This is a genomic window from Actinoalloteichus hoggarensis (assembly GCF_002234535.1).
In the GTDB taxonomy this organism is placed as follows: Bacteria; Actinomycetota; Actinomycetes; order Mycobacteriales; family Pseudonocardiaceae; genus Actinoalloteichus_A; species Actinoalloteichus_A hoggarensis.
In genome coordinates, this window is sequence record NZ_CP022521.1 from 1,241,621 (window position 1) to 1,260,745 (window position 19,125).

The window sequence follows — 19,125 nt, forward strand, 5'->3', positions numbered from 1 at the left end:
GTCCGGTCGCCTGCCCGCGACGACGCGGAGTGTCCGGTGCGGAGGGAGCCCCCGGCCGGGGCTCGTCCGTCGTCTAGTCGCGGAAGGACCCGTCGGCTCGACGGGCGTGGAATCTCAGCCGGTGTCGACACTGTGGACACCGCTGCTGGAAGAGCCGCAGCACGGCCAGCAGCAGCCACGCCACACCCAGCGTCACGAGGTACAGCAGGCCTAAGGCCAGTTTTCGCGCGCCCTGCACGATGCCCGGCTCGGTGCAGAACCGGCAGTCACGACACCCCATGTCGCCCCTTGTCTCGTCGACCGGCGGTGAACGCCCGGCTCGTGGTCCATTCGATCCTCACCACCGTGCCATGATCGCGCCGCACCGGTAGGCGGCCGGGTCGACGTGCCCCCGGGCTCGGTCGCCGCCGATCGCGCTGACAGGACGCGCGCTGACAGGACGCGCGCCGGCGAGATCGGTGCGTGAGCCGATGCCGACGCGAGTCGGTCGGCTGCGTGGCCGGGGTCGGAGTCGGGTGGCGCCGCTGATCGGCACGCCCGGTCTCGCCGAGCCGAGATGCGTGGGCTCGCGGGCTCCCCGACGCGCGCACGCGGCTCTGGACACTCGACCTGCTGCGCCCGGTGCGGTGCGGCCTGCCCGACGAGTCGGCGTCAGGACGTCCGGCCTGGCGCGCGGCGGTTTCCGGAGGTGGTGTTCCGCTCCGCCGCGCGCCGGGATCTCCGGTGGACGACCGCGTCGCGAAACCGACCGGGCCCGACCATCGCCGCGACAGGGCGGGGCGGGATCTGTGGAGCGTTGACCGTCAAGAAAGTTGCGTGGCCCGCAATCTTGCGCATGGCGCACTATTCTGCCTAGTCTTGCGTCATGACCCCGTCGTCGCGAGACTCCGGCCCAGGGCTGCGCGAGCGCAAGAAGCAGCAGACTCGGGAGGCACTGAGCTGGGCCGCCCTGCGGCTGGCGGTGGAGAAAGGCCTGGACGCGGTCCTGGTGGAGGACATCGCCGCAGCGGCGGGCGTGTCACCTCGGACGTTCAACAACTACTTCGAGGGCAAGGCCGAGGCCGTCGTCTGGCGGCACTTCGACCGGGCCCGGCGCATGGCCGACCTCCTGCGGAGCAGGCCCGCCGACGAACCACTGTGGGACGCGGTCGTCCACGCCGTCCTCGCGCACACGGGGGACGAGCAGCAGACGCCGGACCCCGAGTGGACGGCCGGGGTCTCGCTCATGGTCGCCGAGCCCGCGTTGCAGGGCGCCTACCTGAAGGCGAGCGCCGCGGCCGAACGGGAGCTGGCACTGGCCGTCGCCGAACGCACCGGCGGCGACCCCGACCGAGACATGTACCCCAGTCTGGTGTCCGCCGCGATCGGCTCGGCGATCGACGTCGCCACACGCCGATGGCTGCGTGCCGATCCACCTGTCTCGCAGGCCGGACTGCTGCGTGCCGCCCTCGCCGAGATCACTGCGGGCCTGCCCGAGCCGCGCCGCTAGCCCGCGCCGGACCGGACGGCGCTCGGCCCCGCCGCGCCGCACTCGCCCCTCGTCCATTCCGCGCACTCACCGCACCACAGCCACCACCCGCCGCACCGACGCCTGCCGTCCGGTGCGGCGATCTCGCCATGCCCGCACTCGACTCCCCTCGACGCAAGGAGCGGACCGATGACCATCGCGACAACCACCCCGGATCGGCATCCGGAGCGTGAGCCTGCGGCCGCCGACGTCCGCACGGATGTGCTGATCGTCGGTGCCGGACCCAACGGCCTGCTGCTCGCCTGCGAACTGGCGCAGGCAGGCGTGCACCCGATCGTGGTCGAGCGCCTGGCCGAGCCGTCGGACCGGCCGAAGGCCAACGGCCTCGTCGGCCGAGTCGTGCAGGCCTTGGACTATCGCGGCCTCCACGAGCGCCTCAGCGGGCATGATCGGCCGCCGTTCCGACTGCCCGGATTCCAGTTCGGGGCCCTGCCACTGGATCTCGCCGCCATGACGAACCACGAACTCTTCGTCCTCCCCGTTGCCCAGCAGCGAATCGAGGAGGTGCTCGCCGACCGCGCGGCGGAGCTCGGCGTGGAGATCCGCCGCGGCCATGAGCTGATCGGCCTGCACCAGGACGCTGCCCGGGTGACCACGCAGGTCGACGGGCCTGCGGGCCGACAGGAGATCGCGGCCCGCTTCCTGGTGGGCGCCGACGGCGGACGCAGCAGCGTGCGCAGGCTCTGCGGTATCGAGTTCCCCGGTGTCACCGACAGCGGCTTCGTGCAGCGCAGCGGGCAGGTCGTCATCCACCCGCCGGTCGCCCTCGGCGAGACCGGGGATCTGGAGGTCGACGGGGTGGGAAGGCTGCGATCCGCGACCTTCACCCGGACCGAGCGGGGGATGTTCGCCTACGGCATGGTCCAACCGGGCAGGTATCGCGTCGCGGTGTACGAATCGTCGCCCGAGCCCGTGCCCGCCGACACGGCCATGTCCATCGAGGAGCTGCGGGACGCGGTGCGGCGCGTGCTCGGCGGCGATGTGCCGATGAGCGAGCCCGCCGACGGGGCGCCGTCCATCCTGGAACGCACGACCGGAGCGAACTCCCGACAGGCCGCGCACTACCGGAGCGGCCGGGTCCTGCTGGTGGGGGATGCGGCACACGTGCACTCCTCGGTAGGCGGTCCCGGCCTGAACCTGGGCATGCAGGACGCGCTCAATCTCGGCTGGAAGCTCGCGGCCGAGATCCTCGGCTGGGCGCCGACCGGGCTGCTCGACACCTATGAGAGCGAGCGACACCCGGTGGGGCGACGGGTCGTCATGCACACCCGCGCCCAGACAGCGCTGCTGGCTGCGGGGCCGAACATCACCGCTTTGCGGGAACTGCTCGGCGAGCTGCTCGACGACGCCGCGAACGTCCGGCGCATCGCCGATCTGATGGCAGGCGCCGACATCCGTTACGACACGGGTCGAGGCGGGCCGGCGCACCCGCTGGCCGGGCGATGGATGCCGGATCTTCGGCTGCTGCGCGGCGGTGTCCCGACGAGAGTGGCCGCCCTGCTGCACGGCGGCCGGCCGGTCCTGCTCGATCTCATCGGCCATCCGTCGACCACCGCGGCCGCGAAGGAGTGGGACGGCCGGATCCAGCTGATCCAGGCCAGGATCGGCGGCGGGGCCCCGGCCGCCGACGCGGCCGTCGACGCCGCGGCGGTGCCCGCGCGCGTCATGCTGATCCGGCCGGACGGCTACGTCGTCTGGGCCGCGAACTCCGTCGGACCCACGACGGCGGCCGAGCTGCGCCAAGCCCTCGCGGACTGGTTCGGCGCGCCGACACGGCGGTGAGTCCGGCCGGGCGCACCGGCCTTCGGTCGGGCGGCGATCGTGCCGCTGGACGGCCGCTACGAACCCGGCCCGGTCGATCTCGCCGGCGACCGAGATCACCAAGGCGGGCTGATCGTCGATCGACGCCGTCCCCGCGCCTCGGCGCCCGAAGGACCGGCGGGCTCCCTTCTCCCTTCGCCGTCGCCGTCGCCGTCGCCGTCGCCGTCGCCGTCGCCGTCGCCGTCGCCGTCGCCGTCGCCGTCGCCGTCGCGCCCGCGGCGAGACGGCGGTGGCGCCGCAGCAGACCACGCGCCGCCGGGAGACCGGTGCACGTCTCAGCGGACGGGGACTCCGACGTGCGATTCGGCTGCCCCGCTGGAGCCGGGGCTGCTCGGCACGGCGACCGGCTTCGGCGGGTCGTGGTCACCCGCCCGCACCCCGCCTCGAGGGCGCCGCCGGGCCGTCGACGACGGCCGAGGCCGCCGTCATCCGGGCCGGGGCGGGGACGGGAGCCGTCGTCGGCGGCTCCCGTGCCGGCAGCCTTCCCGGCGACCCCCGGCCCTCCCCGCCTACGAGGCGATGCAGCGCGGCGCACGGTCTCGCCGACTCCGCCGCCGCGGCTCACCCCCGAGGCATTCGCGGCACCGTCGTCGACCCGCCACCACGCTGACGGAGACAGCGCGGGCCCCGGCCGCCGCATGCCTCGCGTCGTGGCGCGCCTCGCCGTGATGTCGCCGAGGGGACGGGCGACGCGGGTCGCGGCCATCACGGCGGCGGCCGCGTGGGCCGTCGGGTGACCGAACCTGCCTCGTGACCGGCGCGATCCCGCGGGTCGACGGCGGCGCGCGGGACCTGAGCGGGCACCGAGTGGACGGCGGTACCGCCCCCCCGACCGGTGTCGTGCGGCGGTGTCTCGCCGGAGGGCGATGCCGGGGCTGGACGGCGCGACGTGGTCTGGTGACGGCGGCGGGGCGACACTCGGCGGTGGTCGTCGCCCGCGTGGTCGCCTCCTGTGTGCCGGTCGCCCGCCGCGTGTGCCCGCTCCTCGGTCGCCCGACTCACCCCGCCGTCATCATCCTGCGGCGGATCTCCCGCACGGCGAGCCGCGTTCGCGTCGGTGCGCCCGTGGCGTGGAGCAGGCGGGAGACGTGGACGGCGACGGTGCGCTCCGCGCAGCCCAGTTCCTCGGCGATGCGCTGATTGCCCATGCCCTCGACGAGCAGGTCGAGCACCCGGGCCTGGGCCGCGGTGACGTCGGGCGGATCGAGGAGGGCCGCCGCCGTCGCGTCGACCTCGTCGCGGACCCGGCCCGGCCAGTCGCGCAGGGCCAGCCGCGCCGCCTGGAGATCGACCATGGCCGCCGTCTCCCTGCCCGCCCGCAGCGCCGCCCGGCCGCGGGCGGACAGACAGCGCGCCCGGTCGACCGCGCCGAGGCTCTCGACGTCCACGGCGGCCCAGGTCGCCGGGTCGGGGGCGTGCCCGGCGTGGTCGGACAGCACGAGGTCGGCGAGCGCGCGCAGCCGGTCGTCTCGGATTCCTCGGGGCAGCAGTCGGGCCAGCCAGGCCCGTACCTCGGTTGCGGAGCGCCCCGCCTCCAGGGCCGTCTGGGCCGCCTCCCAGGCACGGTTCTCCCTGGACTCGTGACCCGCTTGATCGACGCAGCGCGCGTAGGCCGTCAGCGCGGCCGTGACCGGCCCCGCGCCCGCCGCCGCCGCGATCAGGCCGCCTAGGTGGCCGTACAGCCGCGACCACACCACGTCGACCCCGGTGGAGGCGGTCAGCGCCCGCTGCCCGAGGCGGCGGGCGGCGACGAGATCGCCTCGAGACCAGGCCAGCTGGGCGCCCTTCGCGGCGAGGGCCACCTGCTCCGATCGCCGCTCCTCGTGGTCGAGCTGGTCGGTGAGATGGTCCCAGCCGCGTTCCCACTGTCCGGTGTGGACCGCGAGGTCGACGGCCTGCCGCACGATGAGACCTCGGGAGCCGCGCCGACCGGCGACGTCGCGGGCCCGGGCGACCCAGAGCCAGGCGTCGACCTGTGCGGCGCCGTCGGTCACCCGTCGTCGCACCGTCCAGAGCCGGGCGACCAGGGCGTTGTTGACCGCGCGGTCGACGACGTCGCGGTCCGCCGCGGGATGGGCGGCGACCTCGTCGAGTTCGGCGAGGCCGTCGGCCCGGCGTGCGGCGGAGGTCGGGGCGGGCGCCGCGCGTCTGCTGTGCACCGGTGCGCCGTCGGAGGCCAGCACGGTGCCGCGACTGACCCTGGCGTGCAGCACGGCGAGGATCTGACGCCGGGTGAGCCTGCGCAGGCTCTCGGCGATCCGGAGGCAGTGCCGCGCGGCCTCCGCCGCACGGTCGTACTCCTCGGTGCGGATGTGCAGCGTCGATCGGGCGGCCAGGGCCTCGACCAGCAGCCCCGGATCGTCGCCCGCCGCCTGCTCGGCGGAGTCGATCGCCATCCGCGCCCCCGCGGCGTCGCCCGCCCGCCAGCGTGCCGAGGTCTCCGCGCACCAGCGACGACAGGCCGCCCGATCGGGAGGCGTCCGCTCCGTCGCCGTCCGGCCGTCCGGATCGCCGCCGTGTCCGTCGTTCATCCCGCGACGGTAGCCGTCATGTAGTCATCTCTGACTACATGACGGCGCCGTTCTCGGCGGCACACTCACCGCCGTGTCCTCTCCCGCACTGGAAATCCACGACTTGACCAGGGTCTACGCCACCCGAGGCAGACCGGACCGCCGCGCGCTCGACCGGATCAGCGCCACGTTCTCCGCCGCCCGCGTGCACGGCCTGCTCGGCCCCAACGGCGCGGGCAAGACCACGCTGTGCCGGATCGTGTCGACGGTCCTGCTGCCCACCGACGGCCGAGCCACGGTGCTCGGCCACGACGTCGTTCGAGACGCCCGGGCCGTGCGGCAGCGCATCGGGGTGGTGTTCGGCGGCGACCGAGGCCTGTACGGGCGGCTGACCGCGACGGAGAACCTCCGCTTCTGGGCCGCCCTCCACGGCGTGCCGGGCCGCGTCGCCAGGACCCGGGTGCCTGCCCTGCTCGACCGGGTCGGGCTGCTCGACCGCGCCGACGTCCGCGTGGAGACGTTCTCCCGAGGCATGAAGCAGCGCCTTCACCTCGCCAGAGGCCTCGTCGCCGATCCGCCGTTGCTGCTGCTCGACGAACCCACCGTGGGCATGGACCCGATCAGCGCCCTGGAGTTCCGCGAACTGGTGCGTGCGCTGCGATCCGAGGGCCGGACCATCCTGCTCACCACGCACGACATGGCCGAGGCCGAGGCGGTGTGCGACTCGATCACCTTCGTCGACGGCGGCCGGATCGTCGGCAGCGGGACGCCCGCCGAGGCGAGGTCCTGGCTCGACACCGGTCGCCGCATCGAGGTGCGCGACCTCGAACCCGCCGCCGCGGTCCGGCTGGCCGAGGAGTCGGCGCGACTGCCGGGGGTGGTCGTCGAGCCGCTGCCCGAGCCGTCCGACCGGGCCGGGGCCGGGACCGCCCCGACGACGGTGGTCCTGCGTGTCGAGACACCCGACGTCGCCGACGTCCTCACCCGGCTCGTCGCGGCCGGGCACACCTCGCTGGTCACCGGCACGCCCTCGTTGCAGGACGTCTACGTGCGGCTGCTGGGCACCACGACGTCCGGTCGGTCCCGCGGCATGGACGTCTCGTGATGCGCGGTCTCGCGCTGGGCCTGACCACCGGGTTCGGTTCCCAGCTGCGCCGGATGCGCGGCAATCCGGACTGGTTCCTGGCGTTGTTCACGGCGCCGCTGCTGACCGTGGTGTTCCTCGCGATCTTCCAGGCGGGCGGCCGGGACGACCTGGCGCCGTACGGGGTGCTGGCTCCCGCGCTCATCGCCCTCTGGGGGATGGCCCTGCAGACGGCGGGCGAACTGATCAGTCGTGAGCGGGACAACGGCTCGCTGGAGCTGCTCGTCGCGGCGCCCGCCTCCTTCGGCACGGTGCTCACCGGACGCATCCTCGCGGTCACCACGGTGTCGCTGCTCGCCTTCGTGGAGTCGTGGCTCGTCGGCATGTTGATGACCGGGGTGCCGATCGCCGTCGAGCATCCGCTCGTCTTCACCGTGACGATCCTCTGCACCGCGATCGCCATGGCGGGCACGGCGACGGTGATGGCGAGCGTCTTCGTGCTGGCCCGATCGGCCCGGACCTTCCAGAACGCGCTGAGCTACCCGTTCTTCCTGCTCGGCGGGGTGGCCGTTCCGGTCGACCTCCTGCCGCAGTGGCTGCACCCGCCTGCCCGGCTCGTGTTCCTGTCCTGGTCCTCGGACCTGCTGCGCGACGCGCTCACGGCCGGGCCGGTGTCCGCGCCCGCACTCCGGATCGGCGTGGTGCTCGCACTCGGTGCGGCGGGCTTCCTACTGGGCTCGTTCCTGCTGGATCGCATCCTCCGTCGCGTTCGCACCACCGGGAGTCTCGCCCATGCCTGACACCGTCTCGCCGCACGACGGGCGGCCCGCCGACCCGACCCATCGGGGCGGTCCGCCGTCCGTGCCGTCGCCGCCCGGCCAGATCACCTCGGGGGACCTCATGTCGCAGCGTCGATCGCCCGCCGTCGCTTCGCCCGCGAGTCTCGTCGGCTCGGCGCCGCCCGGGGTCGCAGCCGCAGTCGCCGCCGGGCTGCGTGTCGCCCTGGCCGACCTGCGCACGGTCTACACGCCGCTCACCTGGACCCTCGGCTGGCTCGGCCGCATCATCGTGCAGGTCCTCTTCTTCGCCTCCATCGGCCTGCTCCTGCAGAGCCAGGAGGCGGTGCTGTACCTCTTCGTCGGGCAGGCCGTCATGGCCTGTGCCGTGGAGGCCTTCCTCTCGGTCGCCTCGACGACCTGGGAGCGCAACACCGGCACGCTGGGACTGTTGATCGTCGCGCCGGGTCCACTGTGGCCGGTGCTCGTCGGGCGGTCGTTCTTCTGGGTGCCCAGCGGCATCGCGACGTCCAGCGTGACGCTGTTCGTCCTCGGCCCGTTCCTCGGGGTCGAGTGGAGCCCGCTCACCGCCGCGGCGGCCTTCGGCTGCCTCGTGCTGACGTCCGTCGGCTCCTACGGGACGGCTCTGGTGCTCGGCGCGATCGTGCTGCGCGGCCCCCGCTGGCGCAACGTCGTCGGCAACCTCGGCCACACCACGATGATGCTGCTGTCCGGGGTGACCGTGCCGCTCTCCTTCTTCCCCGGCTGGTGCCAGGCGGTGGGGCAGGCCTTCCCGCTCACCCACGGCCTCGCGGCGATCCGGGAGCTCGCGGCAGGCGGGGCCGTCGACTGGGCACGAGTCGGCGTCGGTGCCGGACTGGCGTTCGTGCTCGGTGCGGCGTGGCTCGCCGTCGCGGCGGCGATGTTCACCCGATTCGCGGCGACCGGCCGTCGAGACGGGTCGATCGAGCTGGACGAGTAGCCGCGGCGGCCCGGGGCGGTCGGGCGCGTCGCCGCCGGGGGAAACCGGGGGTGGCTCGCCGGCCTCCCCCGGCGCCCGCGGCGGCCTGCTCGACTCGTGGCGGCTGGAAGGGTCCTTCGGGGCGGAGCCTCGGGGCGTGGGCGGCGACGGGCGCCGGTGCGGAGTGGCGACCGTCGGGGCTTGCCGCCGGCGTGCGTGGTGGTCCGTCGTCGCGGTTCGTGGTCTGTGATCGGGGCTTGCCGCGTCCGCAGACGCCGTCACGCGCCGTTCTTCCCGCTCAGGATCGGTGTCAGGCGACGCTGCGGAGGCGGCGAGGACAACGGAGTTCTTGCGTGGGAGCGCTACCATCGCAGTCATGGGGTCGAAGCGGACGACGTTGGAGGACGTGGCGCGGGAGGCGGGGGTGTCCCGCTCGACGGTGTCCAGAGTGGTCAACGCGGAGCCCGGCGTCGCGGCCTCGCTGCGACGGCATGTCGAAGAGGTCGTGTCCCGGCTCGGCTACCGACTCGACCGCTCCGCCCGCGCGCTGGCCTCCGGTCGCGCCGAGGTGATCACCATCCTCGTGGTCGACGACGACCCCACGGCGCTGGGCACGAATCCCTACTACGGCAGGTTGCTGGCCGGTGCCTTCCGCGCCTCGGCGGGCACGGGCGTGGAGCTGCGCATCCGCCGGGTGGACGGCTCGGCGGGCCCCGACGACGTGGTGGGCCCGGAGCTGACCGCCTCGGCGGGGACCGTGCTGGTCAACGTGCCTGCCGCCCTGGCCTCCCGCCTGGCCGCGGCGGGCGGCCGGGTCGTCTCGCTGGGCCGGACGGCACCGGGGATCCCCGTCATCGACATCACCAACGCCGACGGGGCGGATGCCGCCGTCCGACATCTCTACGAGAGGGGCCGCCGCCGGATCGTCGCGATCCACGGCCCGCGCCGGCACCCGTGCGCCGCCGACCGTCGCGCGGGATACACCGCCGCCGTCCGGGACGCCGGCATCCGACCGTTGGGAGCCCAGGGCGACTTCGCCTTGGCGCCCGCGCGGCGAGCCACCCTGCGCCTGTTGAGCGAGCATCCGGAGCTCGACGCGATCGTGGCCGCGTGCGACCTCAGCGCGGCAGGCGCCGTGCAGGCGCTCGCCGAGACCGGGCGCCGGGTGCCGGAGGACGTCGCCGTCGTCGGATTCGACGACAGCATCATCGCGGCCTCCGCGCCCGTGCCGCTCACCTCGGTGCACTCGCCGGTGGAGGAGTTGGGCGCGACCGCGGTGAGCCGGATGCTCGGACACGGACCGCCGACGAGCTGGCGGCGATGGCTGCCCACCACCCTCACCGTTCGGCAGAGCACCGTCGGCTGCTGAGTCCGCGGGCTGCGCCCGGTGCTCGGTGCCCGGTGCTCGGTGCTCGGTGGGACGGTCCTGCTGTTCCCGGGTGTGGGTGACAGACGGTGTGACCGGCGGCGTGCCTGCTTCGACACGCGGTTTCGCCGTCGGCCCGGGGTGGAGGGCGCCCCGCTGGGGCTCTGCGGGAAGACCGTGCTGCGACCCGGTGGGAGCTCTCGACTTCCAGGCCGGGCGCGAGTCGGATTCGGCTGAAGCGGCCCCGTTACCGGGCTCGGCCGTGCCGGGGTCGAACCGCAGGCCCCGACCCTGCCGCACCCCGGCCTCGCTGGGCGGGGGCTCCTCTCTCCTGCGTGCCCCGGCGTCAGTGGTTCTCCGTTCGAGGCCCCGGTTCGGAGATGCCGGTTCAGAGATGCCGGGTCAGCGGGCAGATTCGCAGCGCGGGGCGGTCCCCTGCCAGAAGGGCGCTCGGGGTGACACCCATGAGCCTGCGGAACTCGGCGGTCAGGTGGGAGTGGTCGTAGTACCCGGTCTCCATCGCCAGTCGTGCCAGCTGCCGCTCCCGGAGTCGCGCGAGCACCGACCGCACCCGGTCGATCCGCGCGAAGTGCTTCGGCGAGAGGCCGACGCCGTCGGTGAAGACGGTGCGCAGCTGCCGTTCGCTCAGATGCAGGCGCAGCGCGGCGGCGCGGACCCGGGTGGCGCTCGGGTCGGGGCCTGCGGCGAGGAGCCGGGTCGCGGCGTGGACGAGGTCGAGGTGCGGGGGCAGGTCGAGGGGGTCGCCGAGCCGGTGGCTCGTATGGTCGCCGAGCCGGTGGCTCGTATGGTCGCCGAGCCGGTGGTTCGCGTCGTCGCCGCGAGGCGGGATCGATCCGCCCGGCGGTCCGATTCCCGGCCGGCGGGCCGGCCCTTGCCCAGCCCCGGATCCGGACTCGCCCCGCTCCTCCCACCGCGAACCGTCCCGGCGCCCTTCGGCCGTGCGACGGGGCGCCGCGGCTGCGGCGCGGTGACCGATCCCGGCGGCGTCGCCCGTCAGGTGGTCTCGCAGCGCCGCGGCCAGCCTGCGGTGCACCTCGTCCGCCGACTCCGGCGACGTCGGCTCGGCGAGCAGGGCCGACCAGGCGTCGGTCAGCGCGAAGGCGGAAGCACCGCGCAGCGCGCTCAACGGGACGACCCGATCCACGAGCTCCCGTGCGGGCCTGCCGAGGACGGTTCGGGCGAGACCGGGCCGGAGTCGGGCCACGGCGCAGCGCGTCCACCGACCCGTGCGGTGGTGGGAGGCCTTGGTGCGCGGCCCCAGCACGACGAGTTCGGCCGGCGCCGAGTCCGCCGTGGCGGACGGCTCGATCGCCGCCCGCAGCGCCAGGCGGACGGCGTGGTCCGGCTCGGCCAGCACCGCCTCGCCGCCGTCCGCGGGTTCCAGGATGTCGATGTCGGCCGTCCAACGGAGCGGCTCGACCACTGTCTGTGGCACGACGCCACGGTAGGCGCCGTCGGGTTCGCACGGCCACGAGTCGGGGCGAGCACCGCCGTTTTCTCCTAGCGGGCGAGGTCCGCCGAGGACGATCGTCGTCGGCATGATCCTGATCAGCGGTGCCACCGGCACCATCGGTTCCCGAATCATGCCCATCCTGGTCTCCCAGGGCCATGCCGTCCGAGCCATGAGCAGGAGACCGGACGCGATCCCCGCGATCGACGGCGTCGACGTGGTCGCGGCGGACTTCGACGATCCCGCCTCGCTGGCGGCGGCGGTCGACGGAATCACGGCGCTGTTCCTGGTCACCATGTACCCGTCGGCGGAGCCGAAGCACGACCAGGCGATGCTGACCGCGGCGGCGGAGGCGGGGGTGTCCCGCGTCGTGAAGCTGTCCGCCATCGGGACGGGCGAGCGGCTCGACGCCGAGACGACGGTGGGCGGCTGGCATCTGGCGGCCGAGCAGGCGGTGACGACGTCGGGCCTGAGCTGGACGCTGCTGCGTCCCTCCACGTTCGCCTCGAACCTGCTGACCTTCGCGTCGCTGATCGAGTCGGGCAGGCCGCTGCCGGACCCGGCGGGCGGGGCACGACAGGGCGTCATCGATCCGGTCGATGTGGCCGCCGTGGCGGCCGAGGCACTCACCGGTGCGGGCCACGCGGGCCGGACCTACACCCTGACCGGCCCGGAATCGCTGAGCCTCGACGAGCAGGCCGAGATCCTGCGCCGTGTCCTGGAGCGGCCGATCTCCACCGTGGACCTGACGTTGGCGGAGGCTCGCGAACAGCTGCTGGCGGTGGGCAGGTCGCCCGCCGCGGCGGACATGGCGTTGACCGGGGTCGCCTGGGTGCGGCGCGGACACAACGCCGTGGTGACCGACGACGTGGCCCGCGTGCTCGGCCGTCCGCCGACCGACTTCGAGTCGTGGGCGCGGGCCAACCGGGCGGGCTTCCTCGGGGCGGCCTGACGCAGGCGCCCGAGCAGGCGACGTCGCGTCCGACCCTCGGCTGTATCGGAGCCGCCGACCGCCCCGATCAGCCTAATCGATAGTCGACTATCGGTTAGCTGGTAGCGTCGACGTCGTTGATCACGAGGCGGGAGAGGGACGGCGATGTCGACAGCACCGGAGATGCCACTGCACATGCGGCGATCGGAGTTCGACCCGGTCGAGGAGCTCGGCCGATCGCGGGAGGCCGAAGGCGTGCGTCGGCTGATCACGTCCTTCGCGCCGCCGATGTATCTGGTGACCCGGTTCGACGACGTGCGCGCGGCGCTCGCCGATCCGGTCCGGTTCAGCAACGTCGCACCGACGCCGCCGTCGACGGACGGCTCCGGACTCGGTGAGGAGGAGGCGGCGGACCTGCGGGCGGGCAATCTGCTGGCCCTCGACCCGCCGGAGCATGCGCGCCTGCGGCGCATGCTCACCCCGGAGTTCACGATGCGGCGGATACGGCTGCTGGAGCCGCGGATCGTGGAGATCGTGGACACGGCGCTGGACGACCTCGAACGGGCGGGCCGCGGGGCCGACCTGGTGGAGCACGTCGCGCTCCCGGTGCCGTCCCTGGTCATCTGCGAACTGCTGGGAGTGCCCTACGCCGACCGCGCGGACTTCCACCGGCAGAGCAGCCTCATGCTCGACCTGTCGGTCTCGGAGGAGCACCGCAGGACGGCCGAACTCCAGATGCGTGGGTACCTGGCGGAACTCGGCGCCGCGGCGCGACAGCGGCCCGGCGAGGACCTGCTGGGCATGCTGGTGCGCGAGCACGGTGCGGAGCTGACCCCGTCCGAGCTGACCGGCATCGCCATGATCCTGCTGGTCGCCGGGCATGAGACGACGGCGAACATGCTGGGGCTCGGCACGCTCGCGCTGCTGCGCAATCCCGAACAGGCGGCCTTGGTGCGCACCGATCCGGGCGTGGTCGACGCCGCGGTCGAGGAGCTGCTGCGGTGGTTGACGATCGTGCACGCAGGCGTGCCGAGGACGACGACGGAGGAGGTCACGATCGCGGGGCAGCGCATTCCGGCAGGCGAACAGGTGGTCCTGGCCCTGTCCTCGGCCAACCGCGACCCGGCGCTCATCGACGAGCCGGACCGCTTCGACATCACCAGGGGAGCGGCAGGCCACGTCGCCTTCGGGCACGGCCTGCACCACTGCCTCGGCGCACCGTTGGCCCGGATGGAGCTGCGCATCGCCTTCCCCGCCCTGCTGCGCCGTTTCCCCCGTCTGGCGTGCGCGGTGCCGCCCGAGGAGGTCCGGTTCCGGCATGCGCATGCGATCTACGGTGTGCACTCCCTGCCCGTGACCTGGTAAGAGGCCGGGTCCCGTCGCGTCGACCGTCCGCACCGCCGGGATCGACCGGGGCCGAGGAGGCCGGCTCCGGCAGCGGTGCGGGCGTCCTCGTGGGCGGGCGCGTCGCCCCGGCGTGGCAGCACCAGGCCAGCACCGCCGTACTGGAATCGACGGGCAGGCAGCCCCGGCACTTCGGCGAGCGGGCTTGTCGCCGGTCGTGCTCGCTGCGGCCGGTGAGGGGGATGCCGACGACGCGGGCGGGGACGAACCCGGTCCGCACGCCGTCGGCAGGCCGATTCGGGCCGGTCGAGCTGTTAACGTGCTCGGATGCCGCCGCCTGACCAGGTACTCCGAGCCGATGCGGCACGGAACTATGAACGCATCGTCGTGGCGGCGGAGCGGGCCTTCGAGGAGATCGGGCCCGCCGCGACGCTGGAGGAGGTCGCCCGCCGGGCGGGTGTGGGGGTGGCGACGGTCTACCGCCGGTTCCGCAACCGTGACCAGCTGGTGCGTGCGGTCTTCGCTCGCGCTTTCGTCGCGATCGAGCTCGCCGCCGTGGAGACCGACGATCCCTGGCAGGACCTGCTGCACTTTCTCCATGCCACCGTCGACGTGCTGGCGGGGCGACAGGCGGTTCTGGCCCTGGCACGCGAGGTCGACTCGATCGACGTACGACTGCTCGACCGCTGCGAACATCTGGTCGGCGGGCTGCTGCGCCGTGCCAGGGCAGCCGGGGTGACTCGTCCCGAGCTCGAGCCTCGCGACGTGGCCGCCGTCGTCGTCATGGCGCTCGCCGTGGTGCGTCCCGACGACGTGGGCGGCGCGGATCGCAGACGGTATCTGGCCCTGCTCACCGACGGGCTGCGCCCGGCTCCGACGGCGCTGCCGCCCGCGGCCACGCTGCCGTCCAGGTGCCGGGCCTGAGCCCGCTGCCGAGCGGCCTGCGGGCCGATCGCGGGCGTCTGCGGGCTTCGGGTGCATCGTCGCTGGTCGTGGGGGGTGGAAGACGCCACGGCGAAGTACCGGTACGGGGTATCCTCGGATCGAGGTGCCCCGAATGAGGAGATGGACATGCGTGGATACACCGAAGGCAAGGACGGCTACCTCAAGCGGCTCCGTCGGATCGAGGGTCAGATCCGCGGCCTGCAGCGGATGGTGGAGGCCGACGAGTACTGCATCGACGTGCTCACGCAGATCTCCGCGGCCACCAAGGCGCTGCAGTCGGTGTCCATCGGCCTGATCGACGAGCATCTCAAGCACTGTGTGGCCGAGGCGATCGCCGAGGGCGGCGAGACGGCGAACGAGAAGGTCCGCGAGGCGAGCGAGGCCGTGGCCAGGCTGGTCCGTTCCTGAGGCTTCGCGCCGCGCCTCTCGGAGGACCGGTGTGTCGGGGCTCACCGGTCCCCCCGGCTCGATCGTGGTGCGCGGCCTCGGCCCGGGCGCCCGCCCACGCCCGCTCGACCCGATCGAAGCGGGCTGGTCCGACCGGTCGGGTCGTGCCCAGACCGATTCCGCTCCGGCCGCCCCGGCCGCCGCTTTCGTCTGCGAAGGCGGCGTGTGGCCGTAGTTCCTCACCGGGAGCGCGGCCGAGCGGGCCGACGAGCCCTTCTGGAACGGACCCGTCGCCGAATCCGGCCGTCCGCCGGGGTGGGGCCGCCTGCGCCTGCGGGATCGGCGAACACCGGGGCTGAGGCGGCTCGCTCCCGCCGGAGTCGGCCCGGCCGGTGTCCCGCGTTCCCGGTACATCGCGTTCCCGGTGTCTCGCCACGTCGGTGGAATCGGTGGCGGCGGTGCGACCTTCTCGATGTCTGCGGCGGCTCGCTGGGAGAGCGGCCCGGCGTCGGGCCGGTAGCGAGGCAGGCCCCGACCGTCGTCGCCGAGCCATCCCGGTCGCCGACATCAAGCTCGGCGCGGGTCGCGGTGTGCGGTGGTGCGAAGAAGTCGATCTCGCCCTGCGGGAATCGTGTCGGGCGGCCAGGCTGGGCGGTGATGACGGGTGTGCCTCGTCCCGGTCGTGCGTCCGTCCGGCCTGCGAGGCCGGGTGGACGACACCGCCGAAGCGCCCAACCCGGCATCGGACACGGAAATATACCCCTAGGGGGTATTGTGGTGTCTGGGTGAGGAGGCGGCCATGACCGAGCACCATGCCGATCGCCGTGCGGCGCGGCCGGAGGCGTCCGAACGGCGGAACGTCGAGACGAGCGGCGGACCCGAGGCCGCGCCGCCCGTGGGCGAGGACGGCGACTCCGTGAGCCGTCAGGCCGACCACGACCATGCCGCCGCCGATCGCCGCGACCATCGCGACCACGACGCTCGTTCCGACCGCGGCGATCACCCAGACCGCGGCCATGGCGACCACGGCGACCACGCCGTGATCTTCCGCGACCGGTTCTGGCTGAGCCTGGTGCTCTCGGTGCCGGTCGTCTTCGCCAGTCACCTGGTCGCCGACCTGCTCGGCTACGAGGTCACACCGGGCGCGAGCTGGATGCCCCCGGTGCTCGGCACCTTCGTCTTCCTGTACGGCGGCAGCCCCTTCCTCACCGGAGCCGTGTCCGAGCTACGCCGTCGACAGCCCGGCATGATGACGCTCGTCGCCCTGGCGATCACCGTCGCCTTCGCCGCCAGCGCCCTGACGACCCTCGGCATCGGCGGACTCGATCTCGACTTCTGGTGGGAACTGGTCCTGCTCATCGTGATCATGCTGCTCGGGCACTGGCTGGAGATGCGAGCACTCGGTCAGGCCACCGGGGCGCTGGGCGCACTCGCCGAACTCCTTCCCGACACGGCGGAGCGCATCGACGACGACGGCACGACACGGCCGGTCCCGCTCGCCCGGCTCGGCGTCGGCGACCTGGTGCTGGTCCGCTCCGGCGGGCGGGTACCCGCCGACGGCGTGGTGTCCGACGGCACCGCCGCCGTCGACGAGTCGATGATCACCGGCGAGTCCGCCGCCGTCCGCCGCACGACCGGGGACCGGGTGGTCGCGGGGACCGTGGCGACCGACTCCGCGCTGCGCGTCCGGATCTCGGCCGTCGGAGCCGACACGGCGCTGGCCGGAATCGCCCGACTGGTCGAACAGGCCCAGTCCTCGCGGTCCAGGGCCCAGGCACTGGCCGATCGGGCCGCCGCGGCGTTGTTCTGGTTCGCCCTCGTCGCGGGCGTCGTCACCTTCGTCGTGTGGTCGTCGATCGGCGAGCCCACCACCGCCGTCGAACGCACCGTCACAGTGTTGATCATCGCCTGCCCGCACGCCCTCGGCCTGGCGATCCCGCTGGTGATCGCGATCTCGACGTCGATGTCGGCCAAGGCGGGCATCCTGATCAAGGACCGGCTGGCGCTGGAGCGGATGCGGACCGTGGACACGGTGCTGTTCGACAAGACGGGGACGCTGACCAAGGGCAGGCCCGCCGTCACCGACGTCGTCCCCGTCGCGGGCTTCTCACGGCCCGCGGTGCTGGCGGCGGCCGCGGCCGCCGAGTCGGACTCGGAGCACCCGCTGGCCAGAGCCGTCGTCGCGGCGGCTCGGCGGTCGGGCGAGGTCCCGGCCGCGCAGGACTTCCGCTCGCTGACGGGCCGAGGAGTGCGGGCGGTGGTGGACGGCGCGACCATCGCGGTGGGCGGCCCGGCCCTGCTGCGCGAGCACGGCGTCGAGCCGCCCGCCGAGTCGGCGGCGGCCGTGGACGACGCGGCTCGGCGGGGCGCGGGCGTGCTGTACGTCCTCCGGGACGACGCGGTGATCGGCGTGGTGACCGTGGCCGACGAGATCCGGTCCGAGTCGCGCGAGGCCGTGGCCGCCCTGCACACCGAGGGCATCCGTGTCGTGCTGATCACCGGAGACGCCCGGGGCGTCGCGGAGTCGGTCGCGGGCGAACTGGGCGTCGACGAGGTGTTCGCGGAGGTGCTGCCCGCGGACAAGGACGGCGCCGTCGCCCGGTTGCAGGACCGTGGCCGTCGAGTGGCGATGGTCGGCGACGGTGTCAACGACGCCCCCGCGCTGGCCAGGGCCGATGTCGGAATCGCCATCGGCGCGGGCACGGACGTGGCCGTCGAGTCGGCGGGCGTCGTGCTCGCCTCCGACGATCCGCGGGCGGTGCTCGCCGTGCGCAGACTGTCCCTGGCGAGCTACCGCAAGATGTGGCAGAACCTCGGCTGGGCGACCGCCTACAACCTGGTGACCGTCCCGCTGGCCGCGGGCGTTCTGGCGGGGATCGGCTTCGTGCTGCCGCCCGCTCTCGGCGCGGTGGCGATGAGCCTCTCGACGATCGTGGTGGCATTGAACGCGCAGCTCCTGCGGCGGGTCCGGCTCACGGAGGCCCGCCGGTAGTCGCGGGCGAGCCGTCGCGTGCCGAGCGGGGACCGCCGGGATCCGGGCGCGCCGCGGGCCGGGCGCGGCGCGGGCCGGCGACAGCATCGTCCGCGTCCGCGTCGCGGCGGTGGGACCCGCCCGCACCCCGTGCGTCGCTGCTCGGTCCGGATAGCAGCCGTCCGACCGACCGGCGCGACGGTACGGCTGCGGAACGCTGGTCGGGCCGGCTGCGTCGTACCGCCATGGCGAGTGCTTCCGCATCGAAGTCCGGTCCGCCCGAGGATCCGGCCGGACCCGTCGAGTCGACCACACCCCGCGCCGCCCGAACCCACCCGCGTGACACGCCCCCGATCCGCCGGGACGGCGTGCCGAGGCGACCGGGTGCCCGACTCGCGGCCGCATTCCTGATCACGACCTGCGCCGGTCTTCTCGTCGCCTGCGGCGGCCCGGAGCTCGACGCCTGTGCTCCGGCCGCGGTCGCCGCGTCCACTGCGACCACCGGGGTCGCCACGTCCACTGCGGACGCGGCCTCGCGGATCGCGCTCGTCGCCGCCGACGAGCCGTACTACCCGACGACCGAGGAGCTGGAGGCGGCGGCCCAGGTCATCGTGCGCGGCCGTGTCGAGACGAGTTGCGCCCTGACCCGGGACGGCGTCGACGAGCGGGTGGCCGAGGTCGTCGTGCGCGCCGCCGTCGGGGGCAGGCCCGCCGCCGACGAGGTGGTGTCGGTGGCGTACCTGCCGCCGGACAATGGCACCCCGATGTCCGCCGACCTCGTGACAGGGCAGGAGTACGTCCTGCTGCTGACCGCATTCGACGACGGGCACCACGCCCTGGTCAACACGACGCAGGGGTATCGACGCATCGACGACTCGGGCGCGCTGATCCGCGAGGACGGCGAGATCACCCTGTCCGCCGGGTCGCTCGCCGAACTCGGTCTCACCGGCTAGCCCGCTCGGCGCCCGCCCCGACGCCGGTGTGCTCCTCGTCCACGACCGACCTCGGGTGGCGCGACCGACCTCGGGTG

The 19,125-nt window shown here is 73.9% G+C and carries 15 protein-coding genes; 12 read left to right on the forward strand and 3 right to left on the reverse strand.

The genetic code is table 11. The features are described 5' to 3' along the window. Positions 1 to 73 precede the first annotated feature (73 nt). Positions 74 to 280 carry a hypothetical protein gene (locus tag AHOG_RS05605; RefSeq protein WP_093940401.1) on the reverse strand — a complete coding sequence of 69 codons (207 nt, stop codon included), beginning with the start codon at positions 278 to 280 and terminating at the stop codon, positions 74 to 76. A gap of 585 nt (positions 281 to 865) precedes the next feature. Between AHOG_RS05605 and AHOG_RS05610 the strand changes: the two genes are divergently transcribed. Continuing rightward, positions 866 to 1,489: a TetR/AcrR family transcriptional regulator gene (locus AHOG_RS05610; protein WP_093940402.1), complete on the forward strand. Its 624-nt coding sequence runs from the start codon at positions 866 to 868 to the stop codon at positions 1,487 to 1,489. 168 nt (positions 1,490 to 1,657) lie between these two features. Continuing rightward, entirely contained in the window at positions 1,658 to 3,310 is a 1,653-nt protein-coding gene (locus tag AHOG_RS05615; protein WP_093940403.1) for an FAD-dependent monooxygenase, read from the forward strand. Positions 3,311 to 4,347: 1,037 nt separating this feature from the next. Here the strand turns inward: AHOG_RS05615 and AHOG_RS05625 are convergent. Further along, positions 4,348 to 5,880: a LuxR C-terminal-related transcriptional regulator gene (locus AHOG_RS05625; RefSeq protein WP_093940405.1), complete on the reverse strand. Its 1,533-nt coding sequence runs from the start codon at positions 5,878 to 5,880 to the stop codon at positions 4,348 to 4,350. Positions 5,881 to 5,953: 73 nt separating this feature from the next. On the opposite strand from AHOG_RS05625, the gene AHOG_RS05630 reads away from it, so the two are divergent. From AHOG_RS05630 to AHOG_RS05645, 4 genes are all read left to right on the forward strand, one after another. Further along, positions 5,954 to 6,964, forward strand: a complete 1,011-nt coding sequence (locus AHOG_RS05630; protein ID WP_211290533.1) for an ABC transporter ATP-binding protein — start codon at positions 5,954 to 5,956, stop codon at positions 6,962 to 6,964. Further along, positions 6,964 to 7,743: an ABC transporter permease gene (locus AHOG_RS05635; RefSeq protein ID WP_093940406.1), complete on the forward strand. Its 780-nt coding sequence runs from the start codon at positions 6,964 to 6,966 to the stop codon at positions 7,741 to 7,743. The genes AHOG_RS05630 and AHOG_RS05635 overlap by 1 nt, the downstream gene beginning before the upstream one ends. After that, entirely contained in the window at positions 7,736 to 8,701 is a 966-nt protein-coding gene (locus AHOG_RS05640; protein WP_093940407.1) for an ABC transporter permease, read from the forward strand. The genes AHOG_RS05635 and AHOG_RS05640 overlap by 8 nt, the downstream gene beginning before the upstream one ends. Positions 8,702 to 9,056: 355 nt before the next feature. Continuing rightward, positions 9,057 to 10,049, forward strand: coding sequence for a LacI family DNA-binding transcriptional regulator (locus AHOG_RS05645; RefSeq protein WP_093940408.1), 993 nt, complete (start codon positions 9,057 to 9,059; stop codon positions 10,047 to 10,049). 385 nt (positions 10,050 to 10,434) lie between these two features. Here AHOG_RS05645 and AHOG_RS28320 read toward each other — a convergent pair whose 3' ends face one another. Beyond that, the gene (locus AHOG_RS28320; RefSeq protein ID WP_211290534.1) at positions 10,435 to 11,502 is read right to left on the reverse strand and encodes a helix-turn-helix domain-containing protein; all 1,068 of its coding nucleotides are present in this window, start codon (positions 11,500 to 11,502) and stop codon (positions 10,435 to 10,437) included. A 103-nt stretch (positions 11,503 to 11,605) separates the two neighbouring features. Here AHOG_RS28320 and AHOG_RS05655 point away from each other — a divergent pair, with 103 nt between their 5' ends. From AHOG_RS05655 to AHOG_RS05685, 6 genes are all read left to right on the forward strand, one after another. After that, positions 11,606 to 12,469, forward strand: a complete 864-nt coding sequence (locus tag AHOG_RS05655; protein ID WP_093940410.1) for an NAD(P)H-binding protein — start codon at positions 11,606 to 11,608, stop codon at positions 12,467 to 12,469. Positions 12,470 to 12,613: 144 nt separating this feature from the next. After that, positions 12,614 to 13,813, forward strand: coding sequence for a cytochrome P450 (locus AHOG_RS05660; RefSeq protein ID WP_211290535.1), 1,200 nt, complete (start codon positions 12,614 to 12,616; stop codon positions 13,811 to 13,813). A 306-nt stretch (positions 13,814 to 14,119) separates the two neighbouring features. After that, positions 14,120 to 14,716, forward strand: a complete 597-nt coding sequence (locus AHOG_RS05665) for a TetR/AcrR family transcriptional regulator (protein ID WP_093940412.1) — start codon at positions 14,120 to 14,122, stop codon at positions 14,714 to 14,716. Between the two features lie 147 nt (positions 14,717 to 14,863). Next, entirely contained in the window at positions 14,864 to 15,145 is a 282-nt protein-coding gene (locus AHOG_RS05670) for a metal-sensitive transcriptional regulator (RefSeq protein WP_093944187.1), read from the forward strand. A 778-nt stretch (positions 15,146 to 15,923) separates the two neighbouring features. Then, the gene (locus AHOG_RS05680) at positions 15,924 to 18,116 is read left to right on the forward strand and encodes a heavy metal translocating P-type ATPase (protein ID WP_093940414.1); all 2,193 of its coding nucleotides are present in this window, start codon (positions 15,924 to 15,926) and stop codon (positions 18,114 to 18,116) included. Positions 18,117 to 18,463: 347 nt separating this feature from the next. Then, positions 18,464 to 19,048: a hypothetical protein gene (locus AHOG_RS05685; RefSeq protein WP_157736660.1), complete on the forward strand. Its 585-nt coding sequence runs from the start codon at positions 18,464 to 18,466 to the stop codon at positions 19,046 to 19,048. Positions 19,049 to 19,125 lie beyond the last annotated feature (77 nt).

Bases quoted from the DNA above. Each gene is read 5' to 3' on its own strand.
- AHOG_RS05640 (WP_093940407.1), top strand. From the start codon at position 7,736: ATGCCTGACACCGTCTCGCCGCACGACGGGCGGCCCGCCGACCCGACC.
- AHOG_RS05610 (WP_093940402.1), top strand. From the start codon at position 866: ATGACCCCGTCGTCGCGAGACTCCGGCCCAGGGCTGCGCGAGCGCAAG.
- AHOG_RS05655 (WP_093940410.1), top strand. From the start codon at position 11,606: ATGATCCTGATCAGCGGTGCCACCGGCACCATCGGTTCCCGAATCATG.
- AHOG_RS05665 (WP_093940412.1), top strand. From the start codon at position 14,120: ATGCCGCCGCCTGACCAGGTACTCCGAGCCGATGCGGCACGGAACTAT.
- AHOG_RS05605 (WP_093940401.1), bottom strand. From the start codon at position 280: ATGGGGTGTCGTGACTGCCGGTTCTGCACCGAGCCGGGCATCGTGCAG.
- AHOG_RS05670 (WP_093944187.1), top strand. From the start codon at position 14,864: ATGCGTGGATACACCGAAGGCAAGGACGGCTACCTCAAGCGGCTCCGT.
- AHOG_RS05615 (WP_093940403.1), top strand. From the start codon at position 1,658: ATGACCATCGCGACAACCACCCCGGATCGGCATCCGGAGCGTGAGCCT.
- AHOG_RS05635 (WP_093940406.1), top strand. From the start codon at position 6,964: ATGCGCGGTCTCGCGCTGGGCCTGACCACCGGGTTCGGTTCCCAGCTG.
- AHOG_RS05625 (WP_093940405.1), bottom strand. From the start codon at position 5,880: ATGAACGACGGACACGGCGGCGATCCGGACGGCCGGACGGCGACGGAG.
- AHOG_RS05680 (WP_093940414.1), top strand. From the start codon at position 15,924: ATGACCGAGCACCATGCCGATCGCCGTGCGGCGCGGCCGGAGGCGTCC.
- AHOG_RS05645 (WP_093940408.1), top strand. From the start codon at position 9,057: ATGGGGTCGAAGCGGACGACGTTGGAGGACGTGGCGCGGGAGGCGGGG.
- AHOG_RS05660 (WP_211290535.1), top strand. From the start codon at position 12,614: ATGTCGACAGCACCGGAGATGCCACTGCACATGCGGCGATCGGAGTTC.